Annotated in this window: 20 protein-coding genes; 9 read left to right on the forward strand and 11 right to left on the reverse strand. The window is 34.7% G+C overall.

The genetic code is table 11. The annotated features are described in order from the left end of the window. Window positions 1-11 precede the first annotated feature (11 nt). From GIY83_RS06155 to GIY83_RS06175, 5 genes are all read left to right on the forward strand, one after another. A complete protein-coding gene (locus tag GIY83_RS06155; RefSeq protein WP_208685726.1) occupies window positions 12-527 on the forward strand; it encodes a hypothetical protein in 516 nt (171 codons plus the stop codon). Between the two features lie 52 nt (window positions 528-579). Beyond that, the gene (locus GIY83_RS06160; RefSeq protein WP_194616183.1) at window positions 580-906 is read left to right on the forward strand and encodes a hypothetical protein; all 327 of its coding nucleotides are present in this window, start codon (window positions 580-582) and stop codon (window positions 904-906) included. Next, window positions 899-1,549: an Imm19 family immunity protein gene (locus GIY83_RS06165; protein WP_208685728.1), complete on the forward strand. Its 651-nt coding sequence runs from the start codon at window positions 899-901 to the stop codon at window positions 1,547-1,549. Before GIY83_RS06160 ends, GIY83_RS06165 begins: the two co-directional genes overlap by 8 nt. 120 nt (window positions 1,550-1,669) lie before the next feature. Next, window positions 1,670-2,149 carry a TlpA family protein disulfide reductase gene (locus GIY83_RS06170; RefSeq protein WP_208685730.1) on the forward strand — a complete coding sequence of 160 codons (480 nt, stop codon included), beginning with the start codon at window positions 1,670-1,672 and terminating at the stop codon, window positions 2,147-2,149. Between the two features lie 3 nt (window positions 2,150-2,152). After that, window positions 2,153-2,767, forward strand: a complete 615-nt coding sequence (locus GIY83_RS06175; protein ID WP_208685732.1) for a thioredoxin family protein — start codon at window positions 2,153-2,155, stop codon at window positions 2,765-2,767. 515 nt (window positions 2,768-3,282) lie between these two features. Here GIY83_RS06175 and GIY83_RS06180 read toward each other — a convergent pair. Genes GIY83_RS06180 through GIY83_RS06190 form a run of 3 tightly spaced genes read right to left on the reverse strand, consistent with a single transcriptional unit; the run spans window position 3,283 to window position 5,370 of the window. Further along, window positions 3,283-3,576 carry a DUF3861 domain-containing protein gene (locus tag GIY83_RS06180; protein ID WP_208685739.1) on the reverse strand — a complete coding sequence of 98 codons (294 nt, stop codon included), beginning with the start codon at window positions 3,574-3,576 and terminating at the stop codon, window positions 3,283-3,285. Window positions 3,577-3,592: 16 nt separating this feature from the next. Beyond that, complete coding sequence (locus GIY83_RS06185) at window positions 3,593-4,324, reverse strand: LytTR family DNA-binding domain-containing protein (protein ID WP_208685741.1); 732 nt, start codon at window positions 4,322-4,324, stop codon at window positions 3,593-3,595. After that, window positions 4,321-5,370 (reverse strand): sensor histidine kinase, encoded by a 1,050-nt coding sequence (locus tag GIY83_RS06190; RefSeq protein ID WP_208685743.1) that lies wholly within the window; start codon window positions 5,368-5,370, stop codon window positions 4,321-4,323. Before GIY83_RS06190 ends, GIY83_RS06185 begins: the two co-directional genes overlap by 4 nt. A gap of 265 nt (window positions 5,371-5,635) precedes the next feature. On the opposite strand from GIY83_RS06190, the gene GIY83_RS06195 reads away from it, so the two are divergent. From GIY83_RS06195 to GIY83_RS06210, 4 genes are all read left to right on the forward strand, one after another. Further along, window positions 5,636-6,796, forward strand: a complete 1,161-nt coding sequence (locus tag GIY83_RS06195) for an efflux RND transporter periplasmic adaptor subunit (protein WP_208685745.1) — start codon at window positions 5,636-5,638, stop codon at window positions 6,794-6,796. Window positions 6,797-6,802: 6 nt separating this feature from the next. Then, window positions 6,803-9,973 carry an efflux RND transporter permease subunit gene (locus GIY83_RS06200; RefSeq protein WP_208685747.1) on the forward strand — a complete coding sequence of 1,057 codons (3,171 nt, stop codon included), beginning with the start codon at window positions 6,803-6,805 and terminating at the stop codon, window positions 9,971-9,973. Between the two features lie 19 nt (window positions 9,974-9,992). Next, window positions 9,993-11,396 (forward strand): efflux transporter outer membrane subunit, encoded by a 1,404-nt coding sequence (locus tag GIY83_RS06205; protein WP_208685749.1) that lies wholly within the window; start codon window positions 9,993-9,995, stop codon window positions 11,394-11,396. 214 nt (window positions 11,397-11,610) lie between these two features. Next, window positions 11,611-12,111 carry a hypothetical protein gene (locus GIY83_RS06210; RefSeq protein WP_229029234.1) on the forward strand — a complete coding sequence of 167 codons (501 nt, stop codon included), beginning with the start codon at window positions 11,611-11,613 and terminating at the stop codon, window positions 12,109-12,111. Window positions 12,112-12,283: 172 nt separating this feature from the next. Here GIY83_RS06210 and GIY83_RS06215 read toward each other — a convergent pair whose 3' ends face one another. The 8 genes from GIY83_RS06215 to GIY83_RS06250 all read right to left on the reverse strand — a co-directional run bounded on the left by GIY83_RS06215 (window position 12,284) and on the right by GIY83_RS06250 (window position 26,325). Beyond that, window positions 12,284-15,097, reverse strand: a complete 2,814-nt coding sequence (locus GIY83_RS06215) for a pitrilysin family protein (RefSeq protein WP_208685751.1) — start codon at window positions 15,095-15,097, stop codon at window positions 12,284-12,286. A gap of 11 nt (window positions 15,098-15,108) precedes the next feature. Further along, the gene (locus tag GIY83_RS06220) at window positions 15,109-17,376 is read right to left on the reverse strand and encodes a Gldg family protein (RefSeq protein WP_208685753.1); all 2,268 of its coding nucleotides are present in this window, start codon (window positions 17,374-17,376) and stop codon (window positions 15,109-15,111) included. A gap of 11 nt (window positions 17,377-17,387) precedes the next feature. Next, on the reverse strand, window positions 17,388-18,335 hold the full coding sequence (locus GIY83_RS06225) for an ABC transporter ATP-binding protein (protein WP_208685755.1): 948 nt from the start codon (window positions 18,333-18,335) through the stop codon (window positions 17,388-17,390). 61 nt (window positions 18,336-18,396) lie between these two features. Next, window positions 18,397-19,767, reverse strand: coding sequence for a RagB/SusD family nutrient uptake outer membrane protein (locus GIY83_RS06230; RefSeq protein WP_208685758.1), 1,371 nt, complete (start codon window positions 19,765-19,767; stop codon window positions 18,397-18,399). Between the two features lie 12 nt (window positions 19,768-19,779). Further along, window positions 19,780-23,106, reverse strand: a complete 3,327-nt coding sequence (locus GIY83_RS06235; protein ID WP_208685760.1) for a TonB-dependent receptor — start codon at window positions 23,104-23,106, stop codon at window positions 19,780-19,782. A gap of 223 nt (window positions 23,107-23,329) precedes the next feature. Continuing rightward, window positions 23,330-24,370, reverse strand: a complete 1,041-nt coding sequence (locus GIY83_RS06240) for a FecR family protein (protein WP_208685762.1) — start codon at window positions 24,368-24,370, stop codon at window positions 23,330-23,332. A gap of 215 nt (window positions 24,371-24,585) precedes the next feature. After that, the gene (locus GIY83_RS06245; protein WP_208685764.1) at window positions 24,586-25,173 is read right to left on the reverse strand and encodes an RNA polymerase sigma factor; all 588 of its coding nucleotides are present in this window, start codon (window positions 25,171-25,173) and stop codon (window positions 24,586-24,588) included. Window positions 25,174-25,578: 405 nt separating this feature from the next. Further along, window positions 25,579-26,325: an NUDIX domain-containing protein gene (locus GIY83_RS06250; protein ID WP_208685766.1), complete on the reverse strand. Its 747-nt coding sequence runs from the start codon at window positions 26,323-26,325 to the stop codon at window positions 25,579-25,581. Between the last annotated feature and the right edge of the window lie 9 nt (window positions 26,326-26,334).

Consider the following 26,334-nt stretch of genomic DNA (forward strand, 5'->3'; position numbering starts at 1 on the left):
AAAGAGAAATAGTGGAATTACGAAAAGAAATAGAGCCTCAATTTGATGTTGCCGAAAACCGTTATCCTGAAGTATTAAAATCAATTTTGGATTACACAGATTATTGTGAAAAAAATGGAGATGAAGAGAATATAGAATATAAAAAACTCGAAGAAAAACTTAATCTCATGACAGGTAAAGAGATGTCGAAATTTAATTTGTGGGAATGGTGGGAAGAAGAGGGTGCCGAAAATCTGGCTTTCGATATTTCGTTACCAGACCCGCAAAAAGTAAATTCTCTTACCAAAGAGGAAGTCTATGAAATAGTAAGAAGATTGAAAACTTTTGAAGAAATTAATACGAAACATGTTTCAGATTTTTTTTCAACGTTTTATCAGAATACAGTTTACGGAAATGGATATTTTATGAAATTTCTGGAAATTAATTTTAATAAATTCAGACTTAATTTATTTCAAAGAAACAAAGATAAAGACAGAAAATATTTTGAATATTCGATTGATGAGGTTATTGCAATTTTAATAGAATAAGGTTTGTTCGAAATATAAAAAGACAGGGGATAACCTCTAAAAAGATAATAATATGAAAATGTACATTTTAGTAAAACAGGGTGTTCCTGATAAGTTGGTTCCTGTAATTACTGCGCACGCTTCTTTAGCCTGTTTTAGAAGATTTGAACAGAATGAAAACATGCAAACCTGGATCAACGGAATCTTTAAAAAAGTAGTTTGTGTTGTTTCTGAAACAGAATTTAAAAATGCACAGAAAGAACCGGACAATATTGTATTAACTGAATCTGCTTTGGATAATCAGGAAGTTTGTTTGGCATTTGTACCCAGAGAAGAATATCCAAAAATGTTCAAATTCTTTAAAATGTGGACTCCACAAGATAATTTAAAGAATGAATAACGAAATAAATATAGAAGAAATTAGGGAAAATACTTTTTTCTGGAAGTTTTATTTATGCTGGTTCAGAGGTTTTGATGATAAAGAAGAAATTAATATCGATGAAGCAGTTGATGTTATAGAAACCAATGAAACCGAATTTTATAATTGGGAAAGATCATTTTTTAATCATGAATCGATCGAAGAAAACCCAAGATATATTGCGGGGAATCTAACAGATAATTTAAATTTTGCTGTTGAATTTCAGGAATATGAGATCAATTTTTTTCTGAATGATATTTATATTGGTAATTTAGGAGGTCATTTTGAAGCTTGGTTTTTAACATTGAATGAATTGCTGGCTTTTGGAAAAAATCCCATTTTCTTTTTGCTTCTGTTACCAATGACAGGAATACATGAAAATCAGAAATCTGTCTTAAAACCAACAATTATAAAACATCTGGAAGCTATTCCTAAATTTGAATCGCATTCTGAATATATTGCCAATTGTATTTTAAATGGTTTAATAATGGACTCTTCATTTCAGGAAACAGCTGAAATTGGTATAACAAATAATGAAAATCACAGTGTGAGAAATGTAATAAAGTACTCGCGTTATCAGGAAGATGTAAAAGAGCTGAATAAAATTCTTCATTCGTTCAAATAATAATCTTCGATCCTACACGCCTTAGCGGTTAAATTGAAAAGCATTAAACTTTTATTAACAAAAAGTAAGTGGTCATTAATTTATATTTGTAAGGCAAATTTAATTTTAAGCCTTACGAGTATGAAAATCCCCGCTTTTAAAATTTCACTTTTTCTTTTATTCGCTTTTTCGGTAAGTGTTTACAGTCAAAATGTCAAGCTGCTAAATATTGATCAGCTGAACGAAAGAATCAAAAACGGAAAAGACAGTACTTATGTAGTGAATTTCTGGGCAACATGGTGCGCGCCCTGCATTAAGGAATTGCCTCATTTTGAAAAGTTAAACGCAGAATTTAAATCAGAAAAACTTGCTGTTTTGCTGGTTAGCGTTGATTTTAAATCAAAATTAAACTCTGCTGTAATTCCTTTTGTAAAAAGAAAAAACATGAAAAGTCAGGTTTTCTTACTGAACGAAAGCGATCCTCAAAAGTACATTGACCGAATCGATAAATCCTGGTCAGGAAGTATTCCAGCAACACTCTTCATTAAAGGAGATCAAAGAAAATTTATCGAATCTGAATTTACCTACGAACAATTATTAACCGAATATAAAAAACTATAAATTATGCAAAAGTTCATTACTACAGTTACAATACTAGTATTTAGTATTTTATTTGCCCAGGCACAAACGGCAACGCTTAAGGCAGGACAAACAGCACCTGAATTTAAATTAAAAAATGTTGATGGGAAAGAGGTTTCTTTTGCCAGTTACCCAAAAGCAAAAGGTTTTATCGTTGTTTTTACTTGTAATACCTGCCCGTATGCAGTGGCTTATGAAAAAAGAATAATTGAGCTGGATAAAAAATTCAAACCGCAAGGATATCCTGTAATTGCCATTAACCCAAATGATCCTGAAGCTTCGAAAGCTGATGCTTACGATAAAATGCAGCAATTGGCAAAAGATAAAAAATATCCTTTCCCTTATTTATTCGATCAGGGACAAGTAGTTACAGATCAATATGGAGCAAAGCATACACCGCATCTTTTTATTGTTTCTAAAACAACAAAAGGAAATATCGTAGAGTATGTAGGAGCAATCGACAATGATCCGGAAGGCACTAAAACAGAGAAAACAAAATATGCCGAAGATGTTATTGCGGCCTTAAAAAGCAATCAAAAACCTGCTATAACTGAGACGAAAGAAATTGGTTGTACGGTAAAAAGAAAAGCGAAAGCATAGTTTTTATATTTTCGTATAAAGAAACACCACTGAAAAGTTGGTGTTTTTTTGTTTAAAGATGTTTTTATAATTGTTCTTTTATTATTTTGAAATGGTGGTATCCTCATTTTTTGTCATCCTTAAACAGGAGGATCACACAAGAAATTCGACAAAGATTACGGAGTTCCTGCTGTGATCCTTTGTTCCTCAGGAAGACAAGGTTGCGTTAAACAATCAACACGCAAAATAACCCCAAAATATTTGTCATCCTGACGCAGGAAGGATCACAATAGAAACTCGACAAAGAATCTCGATAAAGATTAGGAAATTACTTTGCAGAGTTTCTATTGTGATCCTTCGTTGCCCAGAACGATAAGATTGTGGTTACTTTGGTTTTTTCCAGGTGAAGTCAAAGCCCGTTTCAATAGACACGCTCTTCGACTCGTTAAGGCTGACATTCATTATGTATAAAATAAGAACCAACTAATTTTAAACAAAAAAAGACTGTCTAAAAAGAACAGTCTTTATTATACTTTTTACATACTTTTCAGCTTTTTCATAAAAACAGGAAACACTTCGTTCAATTCATCAAAAAGAGGATTCTTACGGTGCTTTAATTTTATTTCGCTAAACAATTTCAGGCCCAGTGCAAATTGTGTTGCTTCATTAGGGTCTTCAAAAATATTTTTATCTTTTATTCTTTCGATAATGCTGAATATTTCGTCGTGATTGTCAAATTGTATTCCGAGTTCTTTTGCCGGTTCGGTTTCTCCGTTTGCGTATTCTTTTAAGCTTAATGTCAGGTAATATTTATTTGATCTTTTTTCCATTTGATTTAAATTATAATTATTTCAACCATTTTTCTACAATGGTTTTAAAGGTTTCCTTGTACTGTTCCCCAACAGTTATTTCGGTTTTATTAATAAAAATTGAATTTTTACTTATCGCATTTATTTTTTCTAATGAAACGATAAAAGAACGATTGATGCGCATAAATTTTGATGCAGGCAATTTCTCTTCCAGCGCTTTAAGGGAGATTAAAGACATTACGGATTTCTGGGTATCTTCAAGATGAACTTTTACATAATCTTTCAAACTTTCGATGTATAAAATGTCTTTTAATGAAATTCGAACCCATTGATATTCGACCTTCAAAAAAATAAATTCATCATCAGCAGTAACAGAAGGGTATTGGTTTGATGCTTCTTCAGAGATTTGTAAAACTTTATTGGCAGCTCTTAAAAACTCTTCATAGCTAAAAGGTTTCAAAAGATAGTCTACAGCATTAACCCTGTAACCTTCAATCGCATAATGGTTATATGCGGTAGTAAAAATGATTTTAGGCAATGGTCCGGGTTGTTCCTGCAAAAGTCTGGCCAGTTCCATCCCCGTTAAATTGGGCATATTGATATCCAGAAAAACAATATCAGGTTGCTGTTCGCGGATCAGACTCATTGCTTCAACCGCATTATCGCAGCTGCAGGTTAATTCTAAAAAAGGAGTTTGTTCTATAAAAGTTTCCACCAGTCTTAACGCGAGTGGTTCATCATCTACCGCTATACATTTTAATACCATCATTGTTCTAAAGTTATTTGCAGATTTACTTTGTATTTACCGTTTTGGTCAACACCACAAGTCATAATATGACTATTAGGGTAAATTAAGTGCAGTCTGCGTTTTGTATTTGTTAATCCAATTCCGCCCTGATGTGTTGTTGATGTTTTTTCGAAGAAAGTATTTTCAACTTCAAATTCAAGATTATTTTCTTTTTGTCTGAGTTTAATATGTATTTCACTTTTATCTGTGGCATGTACACCATGTTTAAAAGCATTTTCTACTAAAGGTAATAACAACATAGGAACAATTGGGTAATCGTGTATTTTTTCGGGTATATCGGTTGTTATGGTAAGCTTGCTATTGGCTCGAAGTTTCATTAAAGCGATAAAATCTTTCATGAAGTCGGCTTCTTTTAGTAAAGTAGTTCTTTCGCCCTCGGTACTGTAAAGCAAATATCGCATCATACGACTTAAAGTATGAAGTGCACTGCGGGAATCTTCGATATTGGTATAAGTAAGAGAATAAATACTATTGAGCGAATTAAAGAAAAAGTGCGGATTGATTTGCGCTTTTAGCATTGCCAGTTCGGCCATTGTTTTATCCTGCTCCAGCTTTTGTTTGTGTTGCGCCGCTTTTTGCCAGTGATGTAACATGGCCCAGCTCGTGCTAATACCCAAAACCAATAAGGTAAGCATGAAAACGTAATTATCAAAATAGGGGTTTTTGTATTTTTTAAACCCTAAAACCAAACTGATTTTAGTATGAAGATCTGTTTGAGATGTGTAGAAATAGGCAATAATCTGCATAACAAAGATGATACAGAACTCCCAAAGTAAAAAAGGAGATGTACTATCTTTTATAATGGTTTTAGGAACGATGATTTTGGCATTAGAATAAAATATAATAATAAGTAAAACCAGTACAATCATTTGCCAAATCCAAAAAACTGTAGGAAGCACTACATTCCAGGTTATAGGGATATAAAACAGCATTATAAATCCCAATAAAAGCCAGGCAAGGATATGTAATCCTGTGAATATGTAAGGTTTAAAAAAGTTTGGTGACATTTTATATGATGATTTTATGACAATATTACATTATATTTATAGAAGATTTAAAAGCAATCGCCCAAAATAGAATGAGAACCCGTAAAAACCATTTTAGAGCCGACGAGACTGTTGTAAAACGTAATAGTATTGGCAAATATAGTTCCATCGGTTCTTAAGTTATATCTATCGATTGTTTCTTGCGCTCCGTCTATTGAAAATTTTTTGTTTGTTATATTTTAGTTCTTTTGTTTCGATATAAATTGATAATTACACATTTTTCACAATGAATAAGCAATCCTTTTTAAGCATTCTCGCAGTAGCTGTTGTTATCACATCGTGTGGTAATAAAAATGACAAATCGGCTCAGGCCGGAGGTGCACCACAAGTTAAAGAGTATAAAACGCTGACTTTAGAGACTAAATCAGCTACATTAAATACAGATTTTCCTGCCAGTATCCAGGGACAGCAAAATATCGAAATCCGCCCTAGGGTAGAAGGTTATATCGATAAAATTTATGTTGATGAAGGTGCTGTTGTAAAAGCAGGTCAGCCTTTGTTTAAAATCAGTGCACCTGAATACGAGCAACAAGTTCGTACAGCAACTGCAAGTATAAAAAGTGCTCAGGCAGATTTAAGTTCAGCAAAACTGGCGGTAAATAAAGTAAAACCACTGGTAGAAAAAGGAATCATTAGTAAATACGATCTTGAATCGGCTCAATATACTTATGAGTCGGCGTTGGCATCAGTAGCTCAGGCAAATGCAGCTTTAGTAAATGCCAAAACCAATTTAGGATATACAACAGTTACAAGCCCGGTTAATGGAGTGGTGGGTTCAATTCCGTTTCGTTTAGGAAGTTTAGTGAGTTCTAATACAACTGAACCCCTTACAACAGTTTCCAGTATAGGAAACGTTTTTGCTTATTTTGCAATGAACGAAAAAGCTTTGCTAAATTTTAGTCAAAGTGGTACAGGAACGTCATTAGAACAAAAAATCAAACAATTGCCAGCCGTTTCGCTTTTACTTTCAGATGGTTCAACTTATCCTGAAAAAGGACGTATTGAAACCGTAAACGGATTAATTAATACCGAAACTGGTTCGGTTAATATCAGAGCGCGTTTTCCTAATCCAAAAGGAATCATCAGAAGCGGAAGCAGTACAACTGTGAGAATTCCTAATGAAGTAAAAGACGTTATCTTAATTCCTCAGAGTGCTACATTCGAACTTCAGGATAAAATCTTTGCTGTTACTGTCGGGAAAGACGGAAAAACAAAAAATGTCAATATTGCTAAACTTGAAAACACAGCAGGGAATTATTATGTTGTAACAAGTGGACTAAAAGCAGGTGATCAAATTGTATTAGAAGGAGTCGCTGCTTTAAAAGAAGGAACTGAAATTAAAGCTCAAAATCAGAATCAGGAAACGGTTTACGCTGACTTAAAATAAGAAAAAATGTTTAAAATATTTATACAAAGACCTGTACTTTCGACGGTAATATCTGTTATTATTGTCATTCTGGGAGTTTTAGGACTTATTGAGTTGCCTATATCTCAATATCCTGATATTGCTCCACCAACAGTAAACGTTTCGGCAAGTTATACAGGTGCCAATGCTGACGTTGTACTTAAAAGTATTGTAATTCCCCTTGAAGAACAAATTAACGGTGTAGAGAACATGACTTACATGACTTCTACAGCAACAAATGATGGTAATGCCTCTATAAAAATTTTCTTTAAAGTAGGAACAAACCCGGATTTAGCAGCGGTAAACGTTCAGAACAGGGTTTCCAGAGCAACTAGTTTATTGCCTGTAGAGGTAACTCAGGCGGGTGTAACAGTAACAAAGAGCCAGAGTAGTAACTTGTTGATTTTCTCTTTATACAGTGATGATCCTGCTTATGATCAGACCTTTCTTCAAAATTATGCTAAAATCAATCTTGTACCGCAAATTCAGCGTGTAGTCGGGGTAGGAGATGTAACGGTTTTTGGTGCAAAAGATTACTCGATGAGAATCTGGTTAAAGCCCGATGTTATGCAACAATACAAGTTGATTCCGAGTGATGTTTCGGCTGCTTTGGCCGAACAAAATATCGAAGCTGCACCGGGTAAATTTGGTGAGAATGGAGATCAGGCTTTTCAATATGTAATTAAGTATAAAGGACGTTTAACCAGCGAAAAGGAATTTGGCGATATTATCATCAAATCTGTTGGAAACGGACAAATGCTGCGATTAAAAGATATCGCTAAAGTAGAGTTAGGATCTCTAAGTTATACTTCAACGATTAAAACAAATGGTGTAGAATCTGCTGCAATGGCAATTAGCCAGACTCCCGGATCTAATGCGCGTGATGTAATTAACAATTCTAAAGCCCTTATTGAAGAGGCTGCAAAAATATTCCCAAAAGGAGTAAAATATACTATTCTTGTTGACGTTAATGAAAACCTTGACGCTTCTATCGAAAAGGTAATTCATACTTTAATCGAAGCTTTTATATTGGTTTTTATCGTAGTATTTATTTTTCTTCAGGATTTCAGGTCAACTTTAATTCCGGCCATTGCAGTTCCGGTAGCCATTGTAGGAACTTTTTTCTTCCTGAATTTATTTGGGTTTACCATTAACTTATTAACCCTTTTTGCCATGGTTCTGGCCATTGGTATTGTGGTCGATGATGCCATTGTGGTCGTCGAGGCTGTGCATGCCAAGCTGGATCACGGTTATAAGTCGTCTAAGAAAGCGACGATTGATGCCATGGATGAAATTTCCGGAGCGATTATTTCGATTACTCTTGTAATGGCTGCGGTCTTTATTCCGGTAACTTTTATTACAGGATCTACCGGGGTTTTCTACAAACAATTTGGTATTACATTAGCCGTTGCGATTATCCTTTCAGCGATTAATGCCTTGACTTTAAGTCCTGCATTGTGTGCTTTGCTTTTAAAACCACACGCTGATGATCATAAACACAAAAGTTTTATTCAAAGATTTTATACATCGTTTAACGTTGCCTTTGATAATGTTACCAATAAATATAAAAAATCAGTTCAATTTCTTTCTGTAAAAAAATGGATCGTATTGGCAGCGATAGTTATTGCTGGTGCATCCTTATTTTATATGATGAAAACCACGCCGTCTGCTTTCGTTCCTGCGGAAGATCAGGGAACTGTTTTTGCCAATATTAGTTTACCGCCATCTGCTTCTATGGAGCGTTCTGATATAATTGCAAAAAAAGTAGATAGTATTGCCAAAACAATTCCGGGTGTTAAAAACACACTTCGAATTGTGGGACAGAACTTTACAGCCGGAGCGGGAAGTGCTTACAGTATGGTAATTGTAAAACTGGAGACTTGGGAGAAACGTGATTTGAGTGTAAATGATGTAATTGGTCAGCTGTTTGCCAAAACAAGCGGCATTCGTGAAGCTAATATCTTCTTTATTTCTCCTCCCACAATTCAGGGATTTGGACAAAGTGGTGGATTCGAATTCCAATTGCAGGATAAAGGAGGACACACTACGGCTGAATTCTTTAAAGTAAATACTGATTTTTTAGAAAAGTTGTCAAAACGCCCTGAAATTCAATATGCCACCACACCATTTAATCCAGGTTTCCCTCAATATATGATGGATATTAATCTGGCAAAAGCGAAAGATGCAGGTGTACCTGTCAATACGATTTTATCAACGATGCAAGGGTACTATGGTGGATTGTATGCTTCGAATTTTAATAAATTTGGAAAACAATACCGTGTTATGATTCAGGCTTCTCCTGAGTTTAGAACAAATACAGAAGGGCTTAACAAAATTTTTGTTAGAAACAGTGCAGGAACAATGGCTCCAATTACAGAGTTTGTAAAAATGACCAGAGTTTTTGGGCCAGAATCTATTTCAAGGTTTAACCTTTTCTCGTCTATTGCTATTACGGGAGCTCCAAATCCTGGATTTAGTTCGGGAGATGCCATTAAGGCTATTCAGGAAGTTGCAGCAGAAGAACTTCCAACAGGTTACGGATATGAATTCTCAGGATTAACACGTGAGGAATTGGCTTCAGGAAGCGAAACCATTTTCATATTTATATTATGTCTTGTCTTTGTATATTTCTTATTAAGTGCACAATACGAGAGTTATATTTTACCATTTGCAGTATTATTTTCGATTCCGTTTGGATTGGCAGGAGCTTATTTGTTCTCGATTATTTTCAAATTAAACAGTAACATTTACCTGCAGATTTCCTTAATCATGTTGATTGGATTGCTGGCCAAGAATGGTATTTTGATTGTAGAGTTTGCCTTAGACAGAAGGCGTAAAGGAATGCCAATTGTACAGGCAGCAGTTGAAGGAGCCGTTGCGCGTTTAAGACCGATTTTAATGACTTCTTTTGCCTTTATTTTAGGACTTGTTCCTTTGATGTTTGCTTCCGGAGCAGGAGCTGTAGGAAACAAATCAATTGGTACAGGAGCAGTAGGAGGAATGTTAATTGGTACCATTTTGGGAGTATTTGTTATTCCGGTATTGTTTATCATTTTCCAGACCTTACAGGAAAAAGTGAGTGGCCCGGCAAAAGATGGTTATGATGATGATGAAGATGATGATGAAGAGGTACAACTAATCGAAGCTCATAAAGAGTAATAATTTTAATTAAGAAAAAATGACTCATAGTTCAAATAAATATATTCTTATGGTAATTACAGTCACTCTTTTGAGTGCCTGTGTTACCAAAAAATACGAGCGTCCCAAAACATTATCGACAGATAATTTATACAGAGATCAGACTTCTGCTGACTCGACTACTATCGCCAATATGCCTTGGCAGACTGTTTTTAAGGATCAAAAACTAAACGCTTTAATTCAGAAAGGACTAGACCAGAACCTGAACTTAAAAAATGCAATAGAAAATATCGTACAGGCGCGCGCAACTTTACGTCAAACCAAATTGGCTTATTATCCAACTTTGGATTTTGATGCTAATGCAACACGTAATAAGCAATCTAAGGCAGCACTAAATTTTCCGGCAGGAATCAATATCAATACGTTAACTACGACTTATAAAATGGGTCTGAGTACGTCTTGGGAAGCTGATATTTGGGGAAAATTAAGTAGTTCTAAAAGAGCAGCTTTAGCCACTTATCTTTCTACAGATGCGGCAAAACAAGCGGTACAAACCCAGTTGATTTCGGATATTGCTAATAATTATTTCTTATTATTATCGTATGACAAGCAATTAGAAATTACGAAATCTACATTAGAAAGCCGTATTAAAAATGTCGAAGTTATAAAAGCTTTAAAAGAAGGCGCAATTGTAACAGGTGCTTCTGTTGTACAAAGTGAGGCCAACCAGCATGCAGCCGAAGTGTTGATTCCGGATTTAAAAAGAAGCATTCGCGAGACAGAAAATGCACTTAATATTTTATTAGGACAACCATCAGGACCAATCGAAAGAGGGGTTTTAGGTGAGCAGGTTATTCCTGAGAAAATAGCTATTGGTTTACCAGCGCAATTGTTAGAGAATCGCCCGGATGTTCGTCAGGCTGAGTTTGATTTCAGAACTGCTTTTGAGACCACTAATATGGCTAAAACTTATTTTTATCCAAGTTTAACACTTACCGCAAGTGGTGGTTTGTCTACTTTGCAATTAAAAAACTTCTTCGATCAGTCTATTTTTTATTCTATAATTGGAGGATTAACACAGCCTATTTTTAATCAAGGACTTAATAAAGCAAGATTAACAAACGCGCAATCAAGACAAGTGCAGGCTTTTAATAATTTTCAACAAAGTCTTTTAGTTGCAGGTCAGGAAGTTTCGAATGCCTTGTATGCTTATGAAATGGCGGTTGAAAAAGAAGATTCAAGAGAAAAACAAATCGAAGCATTAGAAAAAGCAGTAGATTTTACACAACAACTTTTAGAATACAGTTCTGCCACTAATTATACAGATGTATTAACCTCAGAACAAAATCTTTTAGCAGCTCAATTGAGTGGTGTAAATGATAATTTACAGAAATTACAAGCTGTAGTTGATTTGTACCGCGCTCTGGGTGGTGGATGGAAATAAGAGATATCGGTAAATCATTTTTATGATGATCGTCACAAATTAAAATATGTATAAAAACGCCTCAAAATTTTGAGGCGTTTTTTTTACATTTTGTCGGCTCTGAGGTACTATTCGTCGATTGGTTTAGTGTTTTTGTATAATGAGGAGTATAAAAGCAAATAAATGGCACTACTTTAGCATTGTATTAAATACATTAATACTAAATACCACAAAAATGAAAAAAATAGTAATTGCACTAATGCTCCTGATGAGTGTTTTTGCCCACGCGCAAGTTTCGATCAATGTAAATATTGGTACACCTCCAAGTTGGGGTCCACAAGGTTATGACGATAGTAGATATTACTATTTGCCCGATATCGACACCTATTATGATGTTACCCAAAAACAGTTTATTTATGATAATAACGGCAGATGGATCAGACAAAGCAGATTACCTTCAAACTACAGACAATATGATCTGTACGGAGGATATAAGGTAGTTTTAAATGATTACAGAGGAGATGCTCCTTATACGTATCATAAAAAACACAGAGCTGAATATCCAAAAGGATATCACGGAAAACCTCAAAAAAACAGAGGTAACAAACCGGATAAAGCGTATAAAGAAAATAACAAGTATAAAAATAAAAACGGAAATTCTAAAAACGATCATCCAGATAAATCTAAAGGGAATTCTAATAAAGGTAAGGATCACCGACATGATAATCACCACTAAATAAAAACATGACTAAATTTGAAGAACGTCTCAGCAATGAGGCGTTTTTTTTGTTTAAAGCGATGTTTTTTTTAGTGTTTCATTTTTTAAATGCGGTATATAAAAACAAAAAAGGCTGTCCTGGCAAAGACAACCTTTAATGACTAATAAAATAAAAATGTAATCTAAAGTTTTACTTTCCTGATTGATTTTCAGGGCTCATAATAACTTCGACACTACTAGAACTATCCAAAACGTGCTTACTAAACTGCTGAATAGTTTTTTGATTAATTTTAGAAATTAAATTTTTATATTCTTCCTCCTGTAAAAACGGAATCTGATTTAAACTGTTGTTATAGAGCGTGTTGTTCCAGAAAGAATTGGTTTTAAGTGATTCTTCCCTGTTTTTTAAAAGTGCCTTTTTAATGTCCTCTAAATCATTTGCATTGACCGGATTTGATTTTAAATCGTTTAATTCTTTCCAGACAATCTGCATTAATTTTTCTTCTTTATCAGGATTACAGTCAAAAGTCAGGGCAAGACTAAAAGTTGGTTTTGGGATTATTTCCAGATTTCCGCCAACGTTTACGCCGTAACTGCCGCCTTCTTCTTCGCGAATCGTCTGCAGGAACCGCTTTGATAGTATTTCTCCAATGACATACATCGACAAAGCATTTTCTTTACTGTATTGGATTGTTCCGGTTAAGTTTAAATAAACAGTTGTTTTCGCCACTTCCATCGGACGTGTGAAATGCACTTCGGTTTTTCCTTTCTTAGGTTCAATATTATGATCTACATAACTTTCCTTTAAAGCCGGATTTGATTTAATGTTTCCAATGTATTTCTGAATCAGTTCTATGGCTGAATCCGGGATGTTTCCAACAAAAATAAAGGTGAAATCACCAGCATTTTTAATTCGGTCACGATAAATACTTTCTGCTTTTTTCAGATCAATAGTTTTAAGGAATTTCTCGTTAAATATAAATGTACGCGGGTTATAATTAGAATTCGCCAGTTCAATAGTATCCTTAAAAGTGTTTGTGTTGTCTTGTTTGATATTTTCGAGATTGTTTTTATACTGCTCTTTCAGAATACTAAAAATATTGGGATCAAAACGTGGCACTTCAAAAGAAAGATAAAGCAATTGCAGCATCGTTTCGAAATCGGCTTTGTTGGAACTTCCCTGAAAACCCTGCGTATTTTCGCCAATAAAAGGGGAGGCCTGCGCTACTTTTCCGGTTAGTTTTTCTTTTAAGCCCATGTTGTCAAAATTCCCTAAACCTGAAGATCTTGCAAGTGTTGTTGCAATTTCGGCGGAAGCCAGATCTTCTGTTTTTACCAACGATTTACCACCTTTTGAAAATGCAGAGAAAACAATCTGATCTTGTGAATATGTTGTTGGAAGCACAATTATTTTAGCATCATTCTCTAAAATATAACCTTTAGCATCCTTAATTCCGGCTACTTCAAATGTCTTTTTGATAGCAGCAGGTTTTAATTCTTTTTCTATTAAAGGTGCATTGTTTTCTTTTTTGGTATACGGTTCTAAAGCCATACTTTCAACCTTTTTCATCACATTAACAACAGCCTCCTTATTTGGAAAATCATTTTTATCCTGATCAGAACCAGTCACCAAAACTACTTGATTTATAGGTTTCTGGATAGTTTTCGCATAAGCGTTCAATTCTTCCAGACTGATGCTTTTAATAATACCAACAATCAATTTATAATCATCGTCTGCAGAAAGAAAAGGTTTTGCTTTTAAGAAATAATTCGTTAGTTTATCTGCCCAGCTATCGTTGTCGACTTTATCTTTATTACTGAGAAAATCATCGTACGAGCTTATGAAAATCTTTTTTGTTCGGTCTAGTTCAGCTTGTGAGGCACCAAAACGTTTTAAGCGTTCTGCTTCGGTATACGCTTCTTCAAAAGCCTGAATCGCTTTTCCTTTTTTGGCTAAAGCCGAAATATTAAAGGATGTATTTAATCTTGAAACAGGTTCGAAATAAGTTTTTAAGTTTAATGCCGAACCTTGGTTTTTTAGGATTAATTCTCTGAAACGATTGTTTAAAATACTGGTATAAAAAGAGCTCATTACGTTTTTACGCGTTACTGTGCTGTCTTTTAATAAGGGCTCATCGAGAACATACTGAAGCGTAATAGAAGTTGATGAAGCCTCTTTATCTGATGCAGTTCCAAAATACAATTCATCATGTTTAGGAATCTGCGCATAGGTTCTGGCAGCTGCTTTTTTAGCCAAAGCAATACCCGAAAATATTGCTTTGACCTTTTGCTCCATTACTTTTACATCAATATCTCCCACAATAATCACAGCCTGTAAATCGGGTCTGTACCATTTTTTATAGTAATTGCGTAATTCGGGATATTTGAAGTTATTGATGATATTTAAATCACCAATAACATCTCTTTTACTGTATTTTGAACCTTTGTATAAAACAGGATCCGTCTGCATTTTTAAACGAAAACCGCTCGTTCTTCGGGTTCTCCATTCTTCCCTGATTACACCTCTTTCTGCATCAATTTCGGTATCAGTTAAAGACAGCGATCCTGACCAGTCATGAAGTACCCAAAGTGTAGAATCAATTAGTTTTTGATTAGCAATGGGAACACTGCTAATATTGTAAACAGTTTCATCCTGAGCGGTATAAGCGTTGATGTCTTTACCAAAACTTACTCCGTTTTTTTCCAGCATTTTAATGATCCCTTTTCCTTTAAAATGTTCTGTTCCGTTAAAGGCCATGTGTTCCAGAAAGTGCGCCAATCCGTTTTGATTGTCGTCTTCGAGTATGGCGCCAACGTTTTGAACAAAGTAAAAACTCGCTCTGTCTTTTGGCTCTTCGTTGTGCAAAATATAATACGTTAATCCGTTTTTTAATTTTCCGGTTGTCACGTTTTTATCCAGCGCAATATTGGTTTTGAATTGAGCAAACGCACCCTGAACAGACAGCGCTAAAATGCCTATGATGATATTTTTTTTAGTATACATTTTAATGTTTTTTATCTTCTGTTTCTTCTAATTAGTATAAAAGCACCGCTTAAAATGATCAATAAAGGAAATAGCCCAATAAAGACAATTTTATTGATGAAAACCTGATTTGCATTGATGGTTATTTTCTTATCTGTATTTTCCGGACGGGTAGTATCGATTGGATATTGGTAATTGCTGAACCAGCTGAAAACATCAGTAAAAAATTGAAATGTTCCTGAACCGCTTCGGCTTAACTCTGCATTACCCATAAAATCAGCATCTCCGGCAACAATTATTTTTTGGGATTTTCCGTTAATATTTCTCGTTAATGCCACAACCAGGGGAATAGCCGTTACAGAAGGCTGTTTCTTCAAATTTTCGGAAACTGAAGTAATTCCCATTTGAGATTCCCATGCAGGCTGGTTATTGGTTTTTAAAAGTGGTGTAACTTTAAATCCGGCATCTTTAACGATTTTGATTCCGCTGCTTCCTAAAAGCGGAATTGGATAATCATTTCTGGTTTTACTAAATTTAATGATAGCAGGATCTGTATTTTTTTGAAGATCGGTTACTAAATAATCCGGAGAGTTGGTTTCACTTTCCTGAACCAGTGTTTGTTTGGTATAACTCAATCCTAATTTATCTGTTATAGCAGCTAAAGCCGAATTGGTCTCAGGTTCAGATAAAAGCATTACATTTTTTCCTTGGTCGATATACTTCGTAATACGGTCAATGGCACCCTGACTCAATTGTGTTTTTGGATCGGCAATAATTAAAATACCGGTTTGTTCCGGAATATTCTGCGCATTAATATCTACAGAGTAAACATCAAAACCTTGATTGATAAGTGAATATCTAAAAGTGATTTCATTGAATCCTGTTTTGTAATTTTTATCTCCGTTTTTATCAATGCTTCGCTCCATGTTTCCGGTGGCAAAAACAATTTTTGGAGCAGGAACCACTAACCTTTTTAAAGAAGCAGAGATTTCTTTTTCGCCCGGAGCTTTAAATAAATCATCAAACATTCTTAAAAATGTTTTCTTTCCGTTGTATTGGATTGTTCTTACCACTCGGTTTTGTTCCGGTTTCAGATCAACAATTTTTTTAATTTCTTCAGGAGAATATAATTTTTTAAGTTTTACATTCTGCGTTTCGATCAGTTTATCGGCAAGCTGTTTATCATTTAATCCCGGGTTTTGGGCATACAATGCTTCATTGTTTGAAGTGTCGTAATAATACACATATTCCATTTGCATTTGAGGCAAAAAACGGGTGTAGTTTTGAAAACTTGAAATATCCTGATTTTGCGAATATGGCATAGCCATATAATAGTTAATATCTAATAAGTTTACATAAGTAGTAAGCGTAATTGGTCCTTCTATTTTATTAACAATATCTAAGCTCGTTTTGGTTAATGTTCTGTCTTTATTGCGTGTCATATCTTCATAGAACGTCAGAGATGCTCTTGAGGTAATATAGCCAAGGGCCAAAACAACACTTATAAGTAAAGTATATTTTAAAACTCTTTTAGAAACGGGCTGTGCATCTCTTCCGGTTTGTAATTTATAAATACTCAGGCCAATAAAAAGACTGCTAACCAGTATAAAATACAATACATCTTTACTGATAATTAGACCTTCGAGCATTTCGTTTGCACGACCGGCGATCGATAGAAAATAAGTGATATCTTTTACATACTCGACATCCTGCCATAATTTTCCAATAAAATTTAATCCTGCTAAAACTACCAATGTACTAATCGCAGCAACAACCTGATAAGAAGTTAAACAAGACATAAAAAGCCCAATTGCAGCATAGGTACAAACCAGTAAATACAAACCAATAAGTCCCGAAATAGCAAATTTTAAATCTAAATTTTCGACAGAGAAATAAGAAATAACGACCTGTAGTCCCAATATACCAACAAATAAAAGACAGTAAGCGGCAATGGCTAAATATTTGCCTAGTACAATTTCTTTGATTTTAATGGGCGAGGAAAGTAAAAGTTTGATAGAACCACTGTTGATTTCACGGCTTATCAATCCCATTGTTAATAGCGGAACATATAGATATAAATAATTCTGCATTTCAGTATATAAGCCCATGAATCCTGAAAAAAGAGCTTGCGACAAATTACCCATTCCGTCGCCCATTTTCTGAGATTTTTCAAAGCGTTCCAGAGAGTCAAAGAATTTCCAGTTGGACTGGATGGAAAATATGACTAAAACGACCCATGCAACCGGCGAATAAAACATCGTGTTGAGTTCTGTTTTAGCGATTCTGTATATTGTTTTCATTTGTTTGTTTTTTAAGAAAGAATAGCGTTTTTAGAAGGCGCTTTTTTAGATAATTGTGCGAAAATTTCGTCCAGAGATACTTTTTCAAATTGAATTTCTCTCAATTTCCAGTTGTTATAGACACTTAGCGAAATAATTTTTTCGGCGACTTCCTGAGTTCCGGTAAAAGTGATCTGTACTTTTTTTGGAGACAGAAAAACAGCATTCGTTATCTCGGCAATATCTGTTAATGCTTCAAGAGCCGGCGGATTTTCAAAACTTGCCGTTAATTTGTCTGCTTCGATATAATTATTAAAAGCATCAAGCGTATCGGAAAAAACCATATGTCCGTTTTCAATCATTCTGATATCCTGGCAGGTTGCCTGAACTTCAGATAGAATGTGAGAGGAGAAAATAACAGCTTTGTCTTTGGATATTTTTTTGATTAATTTTCTAACTTCTAAAATCTGGTTAGGATCAAGTCCGTTTGTTGGTTCATCTAAAACTACTAATTTAGGTTCGTGAATAATAGCCTGGGCAATACCTACACGCTGTCTGTAACCTCCTGATAAGTTTCGGATTAAGCGGTTGCTGAAATGTGCAATGCCGCATTGTTCTTTGGCTTTTTCTAAGGCATACTTTAAATCTTCTTTTTTCACATGTCTTAATTCTGCACAATGAATCAAATATTCATCTACCGTTAAATCCAAATGCAATGGCGGTGTTTGTGGCAGGAAGCCAATTAATTTTTTGGCTTCGACAGGGTTTTCTTTTAAATTAATTCCATCAATAAAAATGTTTCCTTTGGTTTGGTTTAAAACCCCGCAAAGAATATTCATAGTAGTTGATTTTCCAGCGCCATTAGATCCTAAAAGACCTAAAATTCTGTTTGTTTTAATTTCAAAACTAATATTTTGTATTGCCCAATCCTTACTATATTGATGTGACAAGTCCTCAACTCTTACAATTGTTGTTTCCATAGTGTTTTTAAAAATCGCAAGAATGTTTTTTAAGTAACATTCTTGCGTTTATTTTATTTGTTTAGTATCCAGAATTTTGGTTTAAGAAAGGATTAGAGCGAAGTGCCGGCTCTGGAATAGGATATAAATTATCCGTAGATTTCCAGATTTTATCCGATAAAGCAGAGAGTGTTTCATCTAGTTTTCCGGTTCTTTTAAGATCCAGCCAGCGATGTCCGTTTTCGGCAAAAAACTCGCGTTGTCTCTCAAGAGCAATTAAGTCCAATAATTGATTTGGATCTGTTAGCGTAGTATTCTCTAATAAAGCTCTATTTCGAATTGCGTTAATATCCTGTTGAGCTCCGGTAATATCATTCGATTTTACTCTGGCTTCGGCGCGTATTAAGTAAAGTTCTGCTAATCGAAGCAGGGTAGAGCGCTCTGAGGGAGAGTCCCCAAAATCATTTTGGTATTTATGCGGGGCAATACCTAAAAATACGCCCAATCTGTCAGTAATATCAATGGTCCAGTTTGTTTTTCTGGCATCGCCAGTTTCAAAAAGCGCATTGCCTTTTCTTAGCAATAAAGTACCCCCGGTTGTAAATACAGTTGATCCTTCGTAAGTATAATCAACATTATAATACGGTATTTGAAGAATCGACTCTTTATTATCTGCAATAAAAGGGCTGTTAGATACTGTTAATCCGGTAATTAAACCATAAGTACCAGTTTGATTAATTACAGCAGATGCATGGGTTGATGCCTCATTCCATTTTCCTAAATAAAGATTTACCCTTGCCAATAAAGCTTCTGCCGCCCATTTTGTAGCTCTGATTCTTTCCTGATCATAGTTTTTATAATCTGTTGGAAGATCTTTTGAAGCATCTGTTAAGTCCAGTAAAATTTGTGCATAAACGGCCTCTTGCGAAGATTGCGGCAACAATGCTGATACATCTACATTTGTAGTAAGTACCAGCGGCACACTCCCCCAAAGATTGGTCAGGTAGAAATAAGAATACGCTCTTAGAAATTTAGCTTCGGCAATCCATTGTTTGCTTTTTACGGCATTAATAGAGGTACTTTTACTAAGTCCTTCGATGACATTGTTAGTATTGTAAATAGTTTTATACAATTCGCCCCAGTTAGCGTTTATAGTTCCGTCAGTTTCCGGAATTTCATTCGAACTGTAAACATTGGCAATACCTGTTCTTGGCACTAATTCATCAGCTGTTTGCCCAAGAAGCGCATGTACCCTGTTATAAAAAAAATCGGCAACCATGCTTTGGTAGATTCCGTTTACAGCAGCTTCGGCTGTTGCCTCGGTAGCATACACACTTTCTGATGAGAGCTGATTGCTTGGAAGATCAACATCCAGAGCATTATCACAACTTGTAAGTCCTAATAAAAGAAAAAACGAAAATACACAGGTATATTTAGTAGAAATATTTTTCATGATTTTTTAGATTTAAAATGTAAACTGAGTTCCTAGAGTGATGGTACGCAATGGAGGCAATGCCAAACCTTGTGTTTCCGGATCAAGACCTTTGTACTTTGTAAATGTTACCAAGTTTTGTCCCTGAACCGAAAGGCGAATACTCTGTAAATATTTCTTTGTTACCTCATCTAAAGGAATCTGGTAAGAAGCGCTTACATTTTTAAGTTTTATATACGATGCATCTACAATAGAAGCATTGGATCCTAAATAATTAAAAAAACTATTTTGAAAACCTGAACTTAAAACATTTCCTTGTGCGATATAATCATTGTATTCGTCTACCTGAAAATTCGCAGTTGAATAAGGATAACCCGGCTGAGCTCCTGTAGAAGACATTAGAGTAGTACCATCCTGTTTGACGAATTGAAACAAAAAGTCAAGAGTAAAAGCTCTATAGGTAATGGTATTCGAGATCCCACCATAATATTGAGGGTAAGATGGCCCGCCGTATTTTCTGTCACCTTTGCCTGTTTCAGCATATCCTGAAGAGATTCTTCCGTCTCCGTTTAGATCTTCAAACTGAGCAATTCCATTAGCATTTACACCGGTATAATTATACAAATACCTGCTGTTTAAAGGGTTTCCTACTACATATTGAGAGTAATAGCTGGTGAACTCTATACCCGGAAATGATACTAACTTATTTGAATTGGTCGAAATATTAAAAGAAGTAGACCAGTTAAAGTTTTTAGTATGAATATTGGTCGTCGCAAGAGTAAATTCCCATCCTTTATTTTCAACTTTTGCCGGTAAGTTTGCTGTATAGGTTGTAAAACCTGCCTGCGCACTAAGGGTATAATTTACCAATTGGTTACTTGACGTATTTTTATAATAAGCAGCGGTAAAAGAAATACGGTCGTTTAGGAAACTTAAATCAAGAGCAGCTTCAAATTTCTTTGTTAATCCCCATTTGATGTTAGGATTTGCAATTCTGGCTGCTGCCATAGAAGCATTTCCGTCGCCGTAAGTACGAGTGTCAAAAGTTTCAGCATATTGATAATCGCCAATTTCGTCACTTCCAATTTCTCCATAGCTGGAACGTAGTTTTCCAAAACTTAACCATTTTACATTATTTAAGAATTTTTCCTGAGTAAATACCCATGCACCACCCACAGAACCAAAGTTTCCAAAACGATTATTCGCTCCAAAACGTGATGAACCATCTCTTCTAAAGTTAATGTTCAGGATGTATTTATTATCAATATTATAGTTAAGTCTGCTAAAAAGAGAAATGTACTTATATTCTGCACTTCCGTTAGTAGCCGTTACGTTTTCTGCAGTTCCCAGATTTCCAATTAAATTGTCCGAACTATAGCCGCTTGAACTAACATAAGAAGGCATTTCAGATTTCCTGTTTTGCCATGAACCTCCAACTAATGCAGTTAAGTTTCCCTTCCATAATTCAGTGGTATAATTCAGCTGTGGCTCTACAGTAAAATTATTGGTATTATTGGTAGAAACAGTATACGATCTTTGAAAGTTCATATCCATGCCATTGGCTTCTGCATAAACATGATTACTTGCTGATGCCGGCATGAATTGTTTGGTCTGCATTTGCGCTCTTCCGTATCCAAGATCTGTTTTAAAAGAAAATCCTTTTGCAATTTCATACTGAAGGCTTAAACTTGTAATTAAGTTAGTTCCTTTATCGTCTACTCTTTTCTCTAAAGCAGCAAGCGGATTAATATCGCTAAAATAATCCGGAGACCAGTAATAACTGCCATCTGCATTGTACAACGGACGGTTAGGAGCAGTGCCTACAGCATAAGTTGTGATATCAAAAAAGGGCAGTTTATTATTATCTGTTGCGAAAATTACAGAAGCCCCAACTTTTAATTTATTATCAAGTGTACTGTGATTGATATTAAAGTTGGTAGAGAATTTGTCATAGCTAAAATTTCCCGGTACAACAGTAGTTTCCTTATGATAAGTACCACTTAAAAGGAAATTTGTGGTGTCATTTCCGCCTCTTAATGACGCAGAATAGTTATTGAAATTAGCTGTTCCGCCTATTAATTTTTTCTGCCAGTTTGTTTGCGCATTCGGGTCCCAGTCAGTAATAGCAATACCGTTACTATCAACATCTGCAACATCACCGTTATTGGTTAGTGCCGTTTGCAGCATGTTTAAATAAGCAGGCGTTCCTAATGTTTTTGCCATATGGGCTACTTCAGAAACTCCTGAATTGGTAGTTACCGTAAATTCTGTTTTTCCTGATTTTCCTTTTTTGGTCGTAATCAATACCACACCATTGGCTCCTCTTGAACCGTAAATTGCCGTTGCATCTGCATCTTTTAAGATCTCGATGCTTTCTATATCATTTGGATTGATGATATTAAGAGGGCTGGTCGATTTTTGGGCACCTCTAATAACATTTTGATCCTGAACCTGTTCCTTAATATCGTCTCCAATATAAGGAACCCCATCAACAATATAAAGAGGTAAATTGTTTCCGGCAATAAAATTTCTTCCACGAATACTAATATTCATGTCAGATCCTGCATAACCGGATGTTTGAGTTACAAAAACACCCGGAGTTCTTCCCTGAAGTGTTTGTAAAATATTGGTTACCGGCTGTTTTTCGATATCTTCTGCCGTAATTTTTACTACAGATCCTGTCGAAGTTCTTTTGGTTGTAGTACCGTAACCAATCACGACGATTTCATCTAGTTTAGCCAAATCGGGCTGCATTTTGATGGTAACAGATACTTGGTTTTCAACCGTAATATCTTGTGTTTTATAGCCTAAATAAGATATTCTAAGGGTATGTTTTCCTGACGGAAGCTGAACATAAAACTGTCCGTCGAAATCAGAAACACCTTGTCTGTTACCTCCTAAAAGCGAAATAGTAACACCTGGCAGCGGCTGACCGTTTTCATCAAGAATTTTTCCTGTCAGCATATAATCGGCATCTTCAATTTTTTCTTTTTTAGAAGCACTAGTTTCTGTATCAGCTTCAGTTTTAGATTTTTCTTTTTTGTAAATCACTACATTTTTGTCTACTTGTTTGTAAACCAAATTGCTGCCCTGAAGTACACTATTTAAAATATCGCTTACACTACGGCGCCCTTTTGGAGTACTTACTTTAGGGAAATCTTTTATGATCTGTGGCTGGTAAGCAAATAGTAATCCTGTCTTATTTTCAATCGTTTTAAAAAGGGTTTTAATATCCTGATTATGAAGTTCAATATCTACAGATATCGCTTCCAGATTCTGACCGCTCATTTCATTGGCGAAGACCATGTGCGTGCCGCAGGTCAGTAAGAAAATGTGGAATAAACTGATTCGCATGATCATAATGGTTTTTTTTGACAGGTTAAAAAAAGACGTAGATGTCTTTTCCCTGTCAAACATGGTTGTTTTACAGCGTAATTTCATAAATTTGCATGTTTTTTAATGGTTACTGGAATTAATTATTAAGAATCGCGGCCATCTGGTGTAGGAGCTAGATGGCTTTTTTATTTTAGTTTTGGCTAGTTTTTTATATCGTTTTTAAAAGGTTAATACTCCGTTATTGGTTCTATTCACAGCCTTTTCCTTCCAGGACAATGGTGTTATTTTGGTTATAATGATAAGTAGTTTCGATCACACTGCACACTACTTTTAGAACATGATCTAAATCTTCTTCATTTAAGAAACTGGCAGTAATTCTGCATTTTTTAATGTTTTCATTTTCTAATACAATCGAGACTTTATATTTTTGGGAAATTAGCGCAACCGCCTCTTCCATATTGATATCATCCAGAATCAGGTAATTACTTTTCCAGGCGATTGCAGTTTCGATTTTAATATTGTTTTGCTCAAAGTCTAAGGTATTTTTGTTTACCTTTATTTGCTGGTTAGGCGTGATTATACCGTATGTTTTCTTTACATCTCCCACTTGTACCTTACCACGTTCCACTGTAACTTCTATATTATCAGATGTGTCGTAAGCATTGATATTAAAGGCAGTTCCCAAAACTTTCGTACTTACTTTTCCCGTATGTACGATAAATGGTTTTTTCTCATTTCTTTTAATATCAAAATAAGCTTCTCCGGATAGTGTAACTTCTCTGGTTTGTTTGTCAAAATCATTTTGGTCATACGTGATACTGCTTTTATCGTTTAGGATAATCGTACTTCCGTCAGGTAAGCGAATTAGCTGTTTTCCATTAAATGCCAGAATCGAGCTCTCTTTCTCTACATTTTCTTCTTTTGTTTTTATGACATTGGGTACATTTTCAGCAACAAAAACAGTTCTTAAAGCAAACAAAATGGTAATCGCTGCGGCAATGGCAACCAGCGTTCTTCCAATTTTTCTATAGGATCTTTTATTATCATGAATCGAAATAACTTTTGGAGCCGATGATTGTGAAAGAATAAAGCTAAGTATATCATCACTTTTTTGTTTATCCAGTATTTCAATATTCTGATTTTCCTTCATCAGCGACTGAATCTTTTCTTTTATAAAATCATCATGCGTGCCCGACTGGATAATCTCCATCAGTTTTTGTTGTTCTGCCTCAGATAAATTATTCTGCAGGTAGTTTTCGAATAATTCTTCAAATACTTTTTGTTGCATTTGCGTTTTGATTGTGAGTTAATAATCGTTTATAGTAAATCGGGGTGTTTTTTGTTTTAATGCAATGATCTTGTTAAAACAGGAGAGAATCCTATGTCAAATAATGATCTTTATTATAAAGACGATTGAAAAACAGGGAAGGAGTAGTCGAAAGTGAAAAAAATGTAAAAAAAATGTAAAATAATATAAAACGCCTTTTAGCCGTGGCTGAAAGTTTACATTTTAAAAAATAAAAACAAGGTCATGAACATATTCATGTAGGGTGAAATCTTTGTGCGAACAAATTTCAGAGCCTGAGCCATATGTTTTTTTACCGTTTCTGTAGAGATGCCTAAATCTTCACCAATTTTCTGGTGGCTTAAACCATCCCATTTTGCCATTTTATAGATTTTTTGTTGCTGTGGCGGAAGCTGATCGACAATTTGATTTAAGATAATATTGTACTGATCGTCTTTTATGGCATCTTCAGTATCATTGGTCGATGTACTTTTATAGTTTGAATCCACAACTATAGATGTATCTCTTGCAATCTTCTTGATCATATCAAAAATATGGTTGCGGGAAATAATAAAAAGATAGTTTTCGATATTGGTAATTTCAGCCAGATTTTCGTGATTTTGCCAGATTTTCAAAAAGACATCCTGAACCACTTCTTCGGCTAAAATTCTGGATTTTGTTATTTTTAAAGCAGTAGAAAAAACAACATTTTTGTATTCATTATACAATTTTGTAAACGCCAGTTCGCTCCCTTGCGATAACTCGTAAAGGAGCTTGCTTTGGTCGGAATTGGAATTTAAAGACATTTAGATAATAATTTGTTAACTTGGACAATATTATTACTTTTTTGAATATATGCACTATTATCACTGAAAATATTTAGTCGAAATGTTATTTTGTTAATTATTTACTACAAAATTTGTTTAATTTGTAAAAATACATCAGTCATTTTATAAATCAACGAAACGTACTATTTTGAGTACGAAATTCTTTTAAGGCTACTACTTATAAGTCTTAAAGAGCTTTATTTTATAAAATATACGAAAATATACAACCAATGGTTTTGAAGATAAAAAGGAGAATTGTTGTTAAAATATAACTATTTATGAGTAGGAAAAGAATTTAAAATTTAATGATTGAAAATGTAGCAAATTTGCTTGTAGATCTTCCGATTAAAAAGAAATCATCTAAACTGTACTATATTAAAAAGTTTACCAGCTTCCCTTTAAACCTTCTTTTAAAGCACTATTATATTTCTCTAAATCAAAACTGTACAAATCAGGAGCTTTGTGTGCGCCACCTTTACGTGATTCATCTAATTTAGTAAGAATATCATAGCGAAGGATTTTTCGATAAAAATTACCACGGTTTAGCTTTTTTCCTAAAATAGCTTCATATAATTTTTGCAATTCCGGCATGGTAAATTTTTCAGCCAGAAGATTATAACCAATAGGATGATTGTTTAATTGTTCGCGGAGCGTAAGAAGCGCTTTATCAAGTATAGTCCTGTGATCCATCATAAATTCAGGCAAATCATCAATAGACTTCCATTCAACAGCAGTAGAATATTCATCAATAATTAGCTTTACGTGCGAATGTTCAGCCAGAGCATAATAACCAATTGAAACAAAACGCTGTTTGTTCCAGATGCTGTCATCATGTTCTTCGAAAGCACTTTCAGAACGTTTTAGATTTCCAAAAGTATAAAATTGCTGTAAGTAAATATTTTCTGTTCCTGTTCTGTCTTTTAAGATGCGAACTGCCGCATCATCAACGTTTTCTTCCTTTTTTACATAACCTCCAGGTAGTCCCCACGAATCCTGATCTTTCATCTTTACAGTTAAAACATGAAGCGAATTTTCGTTAAAGCTAAAAATAGCACAGTCAATAGAAAGCGTCGGAATATATTTTTTAAACGACTCCTCAGATTGTTTTTCTAGTATCTTTTTTAATTCCATAAGGTTGTA

It is taken from the genome of Flavobacterium sp. SLB02, assembly GCF_009664855.1.
Taxonomy (GTDB): Bacteria; Bacteroidota; Bacteroidia; order Flavobacteriales; family Flavobacteriaceae; genus Flavobacterium.

Excerpts from the sequence above, each read along its gene's own strand:
- GIY83_RS06160 (WP_194616183.1), top strand. The coding sequence starts at position 580 with ATGAAAATGTACATTTTAGTAAAACAGGGTGTTCCTGATAAGTTGGTT.
- GIY83_RS06165 (WP_208685728.1), top strand. The coding sequence starts at position 899 with ATGAATAACGAAATAAATATAGAAGAAATTAGGGAAAATACTTTTTTC.
- GIY83_RS06170 (WP_208685730.1), top strand. The coding sequence starts at position 1,670 with ATGAAAATCCCCGCTTTTAAAATTTCACTTTTTCTTTTATTCGCTTTT.
- GIY83_RS06175 (WP_208685732.1), top strand. The coding sequence starts at position 2,153 with ATGCAAAAGTTCATTACTACAGTTACAATACTAGTATTTAGTATTTTA.
- GIY83_RS06180 (WP_208685739.1), bottom strand. The coding sequence starts at position 3,576 with ATGGAAAAAAGATCAAATAAATATTACCTGACATTAAGCTTAAAAGAA.
- GIY83_RS06185 (WP_208685741.1), bottom strand. The coding sequence starts at position 4,324 with ATGATGGTATTAAAATGTATAGCGGTAGATGATGAACCACTCGCGTTA.
- GIY83_RS06190 (WP_208685743.1), bottom strand. The coding sequence starts at position 5,370 with ATGTCACCAAACTTTTTTAAACCTTACATATTCACAGGATTACATATC.
- GIY83_RS06195 (WP_208685745.1), top strand. The coding sequence starts at position 5,636 with ATGAATAAGCAATCCTTTTTAAGCATTCTCGCAGTAGCTGTTGTTATC.
- GIY83_RS06200 (WP_208685747.1), top strand. The coding sequence starts at position 6,803 with ATGTTTAAAATATTTATACAAAGACCTGTACTTTCGACGGTAATATCT.
- GIY83_RS06205 (WP_208685749.1), top strand. The coding sequence starts at position 9,993 with ATGACTCATAGTTCAAATAAATATATTCTTATGGTAATTACAGTCACT.
- GIY83_RS06210 (WP_229029234.1), top strand. The coding sequence starts at position 11,611 with ATGAAAAAAATAGTAATTGCACTAATGCTCCTGATGAGTGTTTTTGCC.
- GIY83_RS06215 (WP_208685751.1), bottom strand. The coding sequence starts at position 15,097 with ATGTATACTAAAAAAAATATCATCATAGGCATTTTAGCGCTGTCTGTT.
- GIY83_RS06220 (WP_208685753.1), bottom strand. The coding sequence starts at position 17,376 with ATGAAAACAATATACAGAATCGCTAAAACAGAACTCAACACGATGTTT.
- GIY83_RS06225 (WP_208685755.1), bottom strand. The coding sequence starts at position 18,335 with ATGGAAACAACAATTGTAAGAGTTGAGGACTTGTCACATCAATATAGT.
- GIY83_RS06230 (WP_208685758.1), bottom strand. The coding sequence starts at position 19,767 with ATGAAAAATATTTCTACTAAATATACCTGTGTATTTTCGTTTTTTCTT.
- GIY83_RS06235 (WP_208685760.1), bottom strand. The coding sequence starts at position 23,106 with ATGATCATGCGAATCAGTTTATTCCACATTTTCTTACTGACCTGCGGC.
- GIY83_RS06240 (WP_208685762.1), bottom strand. The coding sequence starts at position 24,370 with ATGCAACAAAAAGTATTTGAAGAATTATTCGAAAACTACCTGCAGAAT.
- GIY83_RS06245 (WP_208685764.1), bottom strand. The coding sequence starts at position 25,173 with ATGTCTTTAAATTCCAATTCCGACCAAAGCAAGCTCCTTTACGAGTTA.
- GIY83_RS06250 (WP_208685766.1), bottom strand. The coding sequence starts at position 26,325 with ATGGAATTAAAAAAGATACTAGAAAAACAATCTGAGGAGTCGTTTAAA.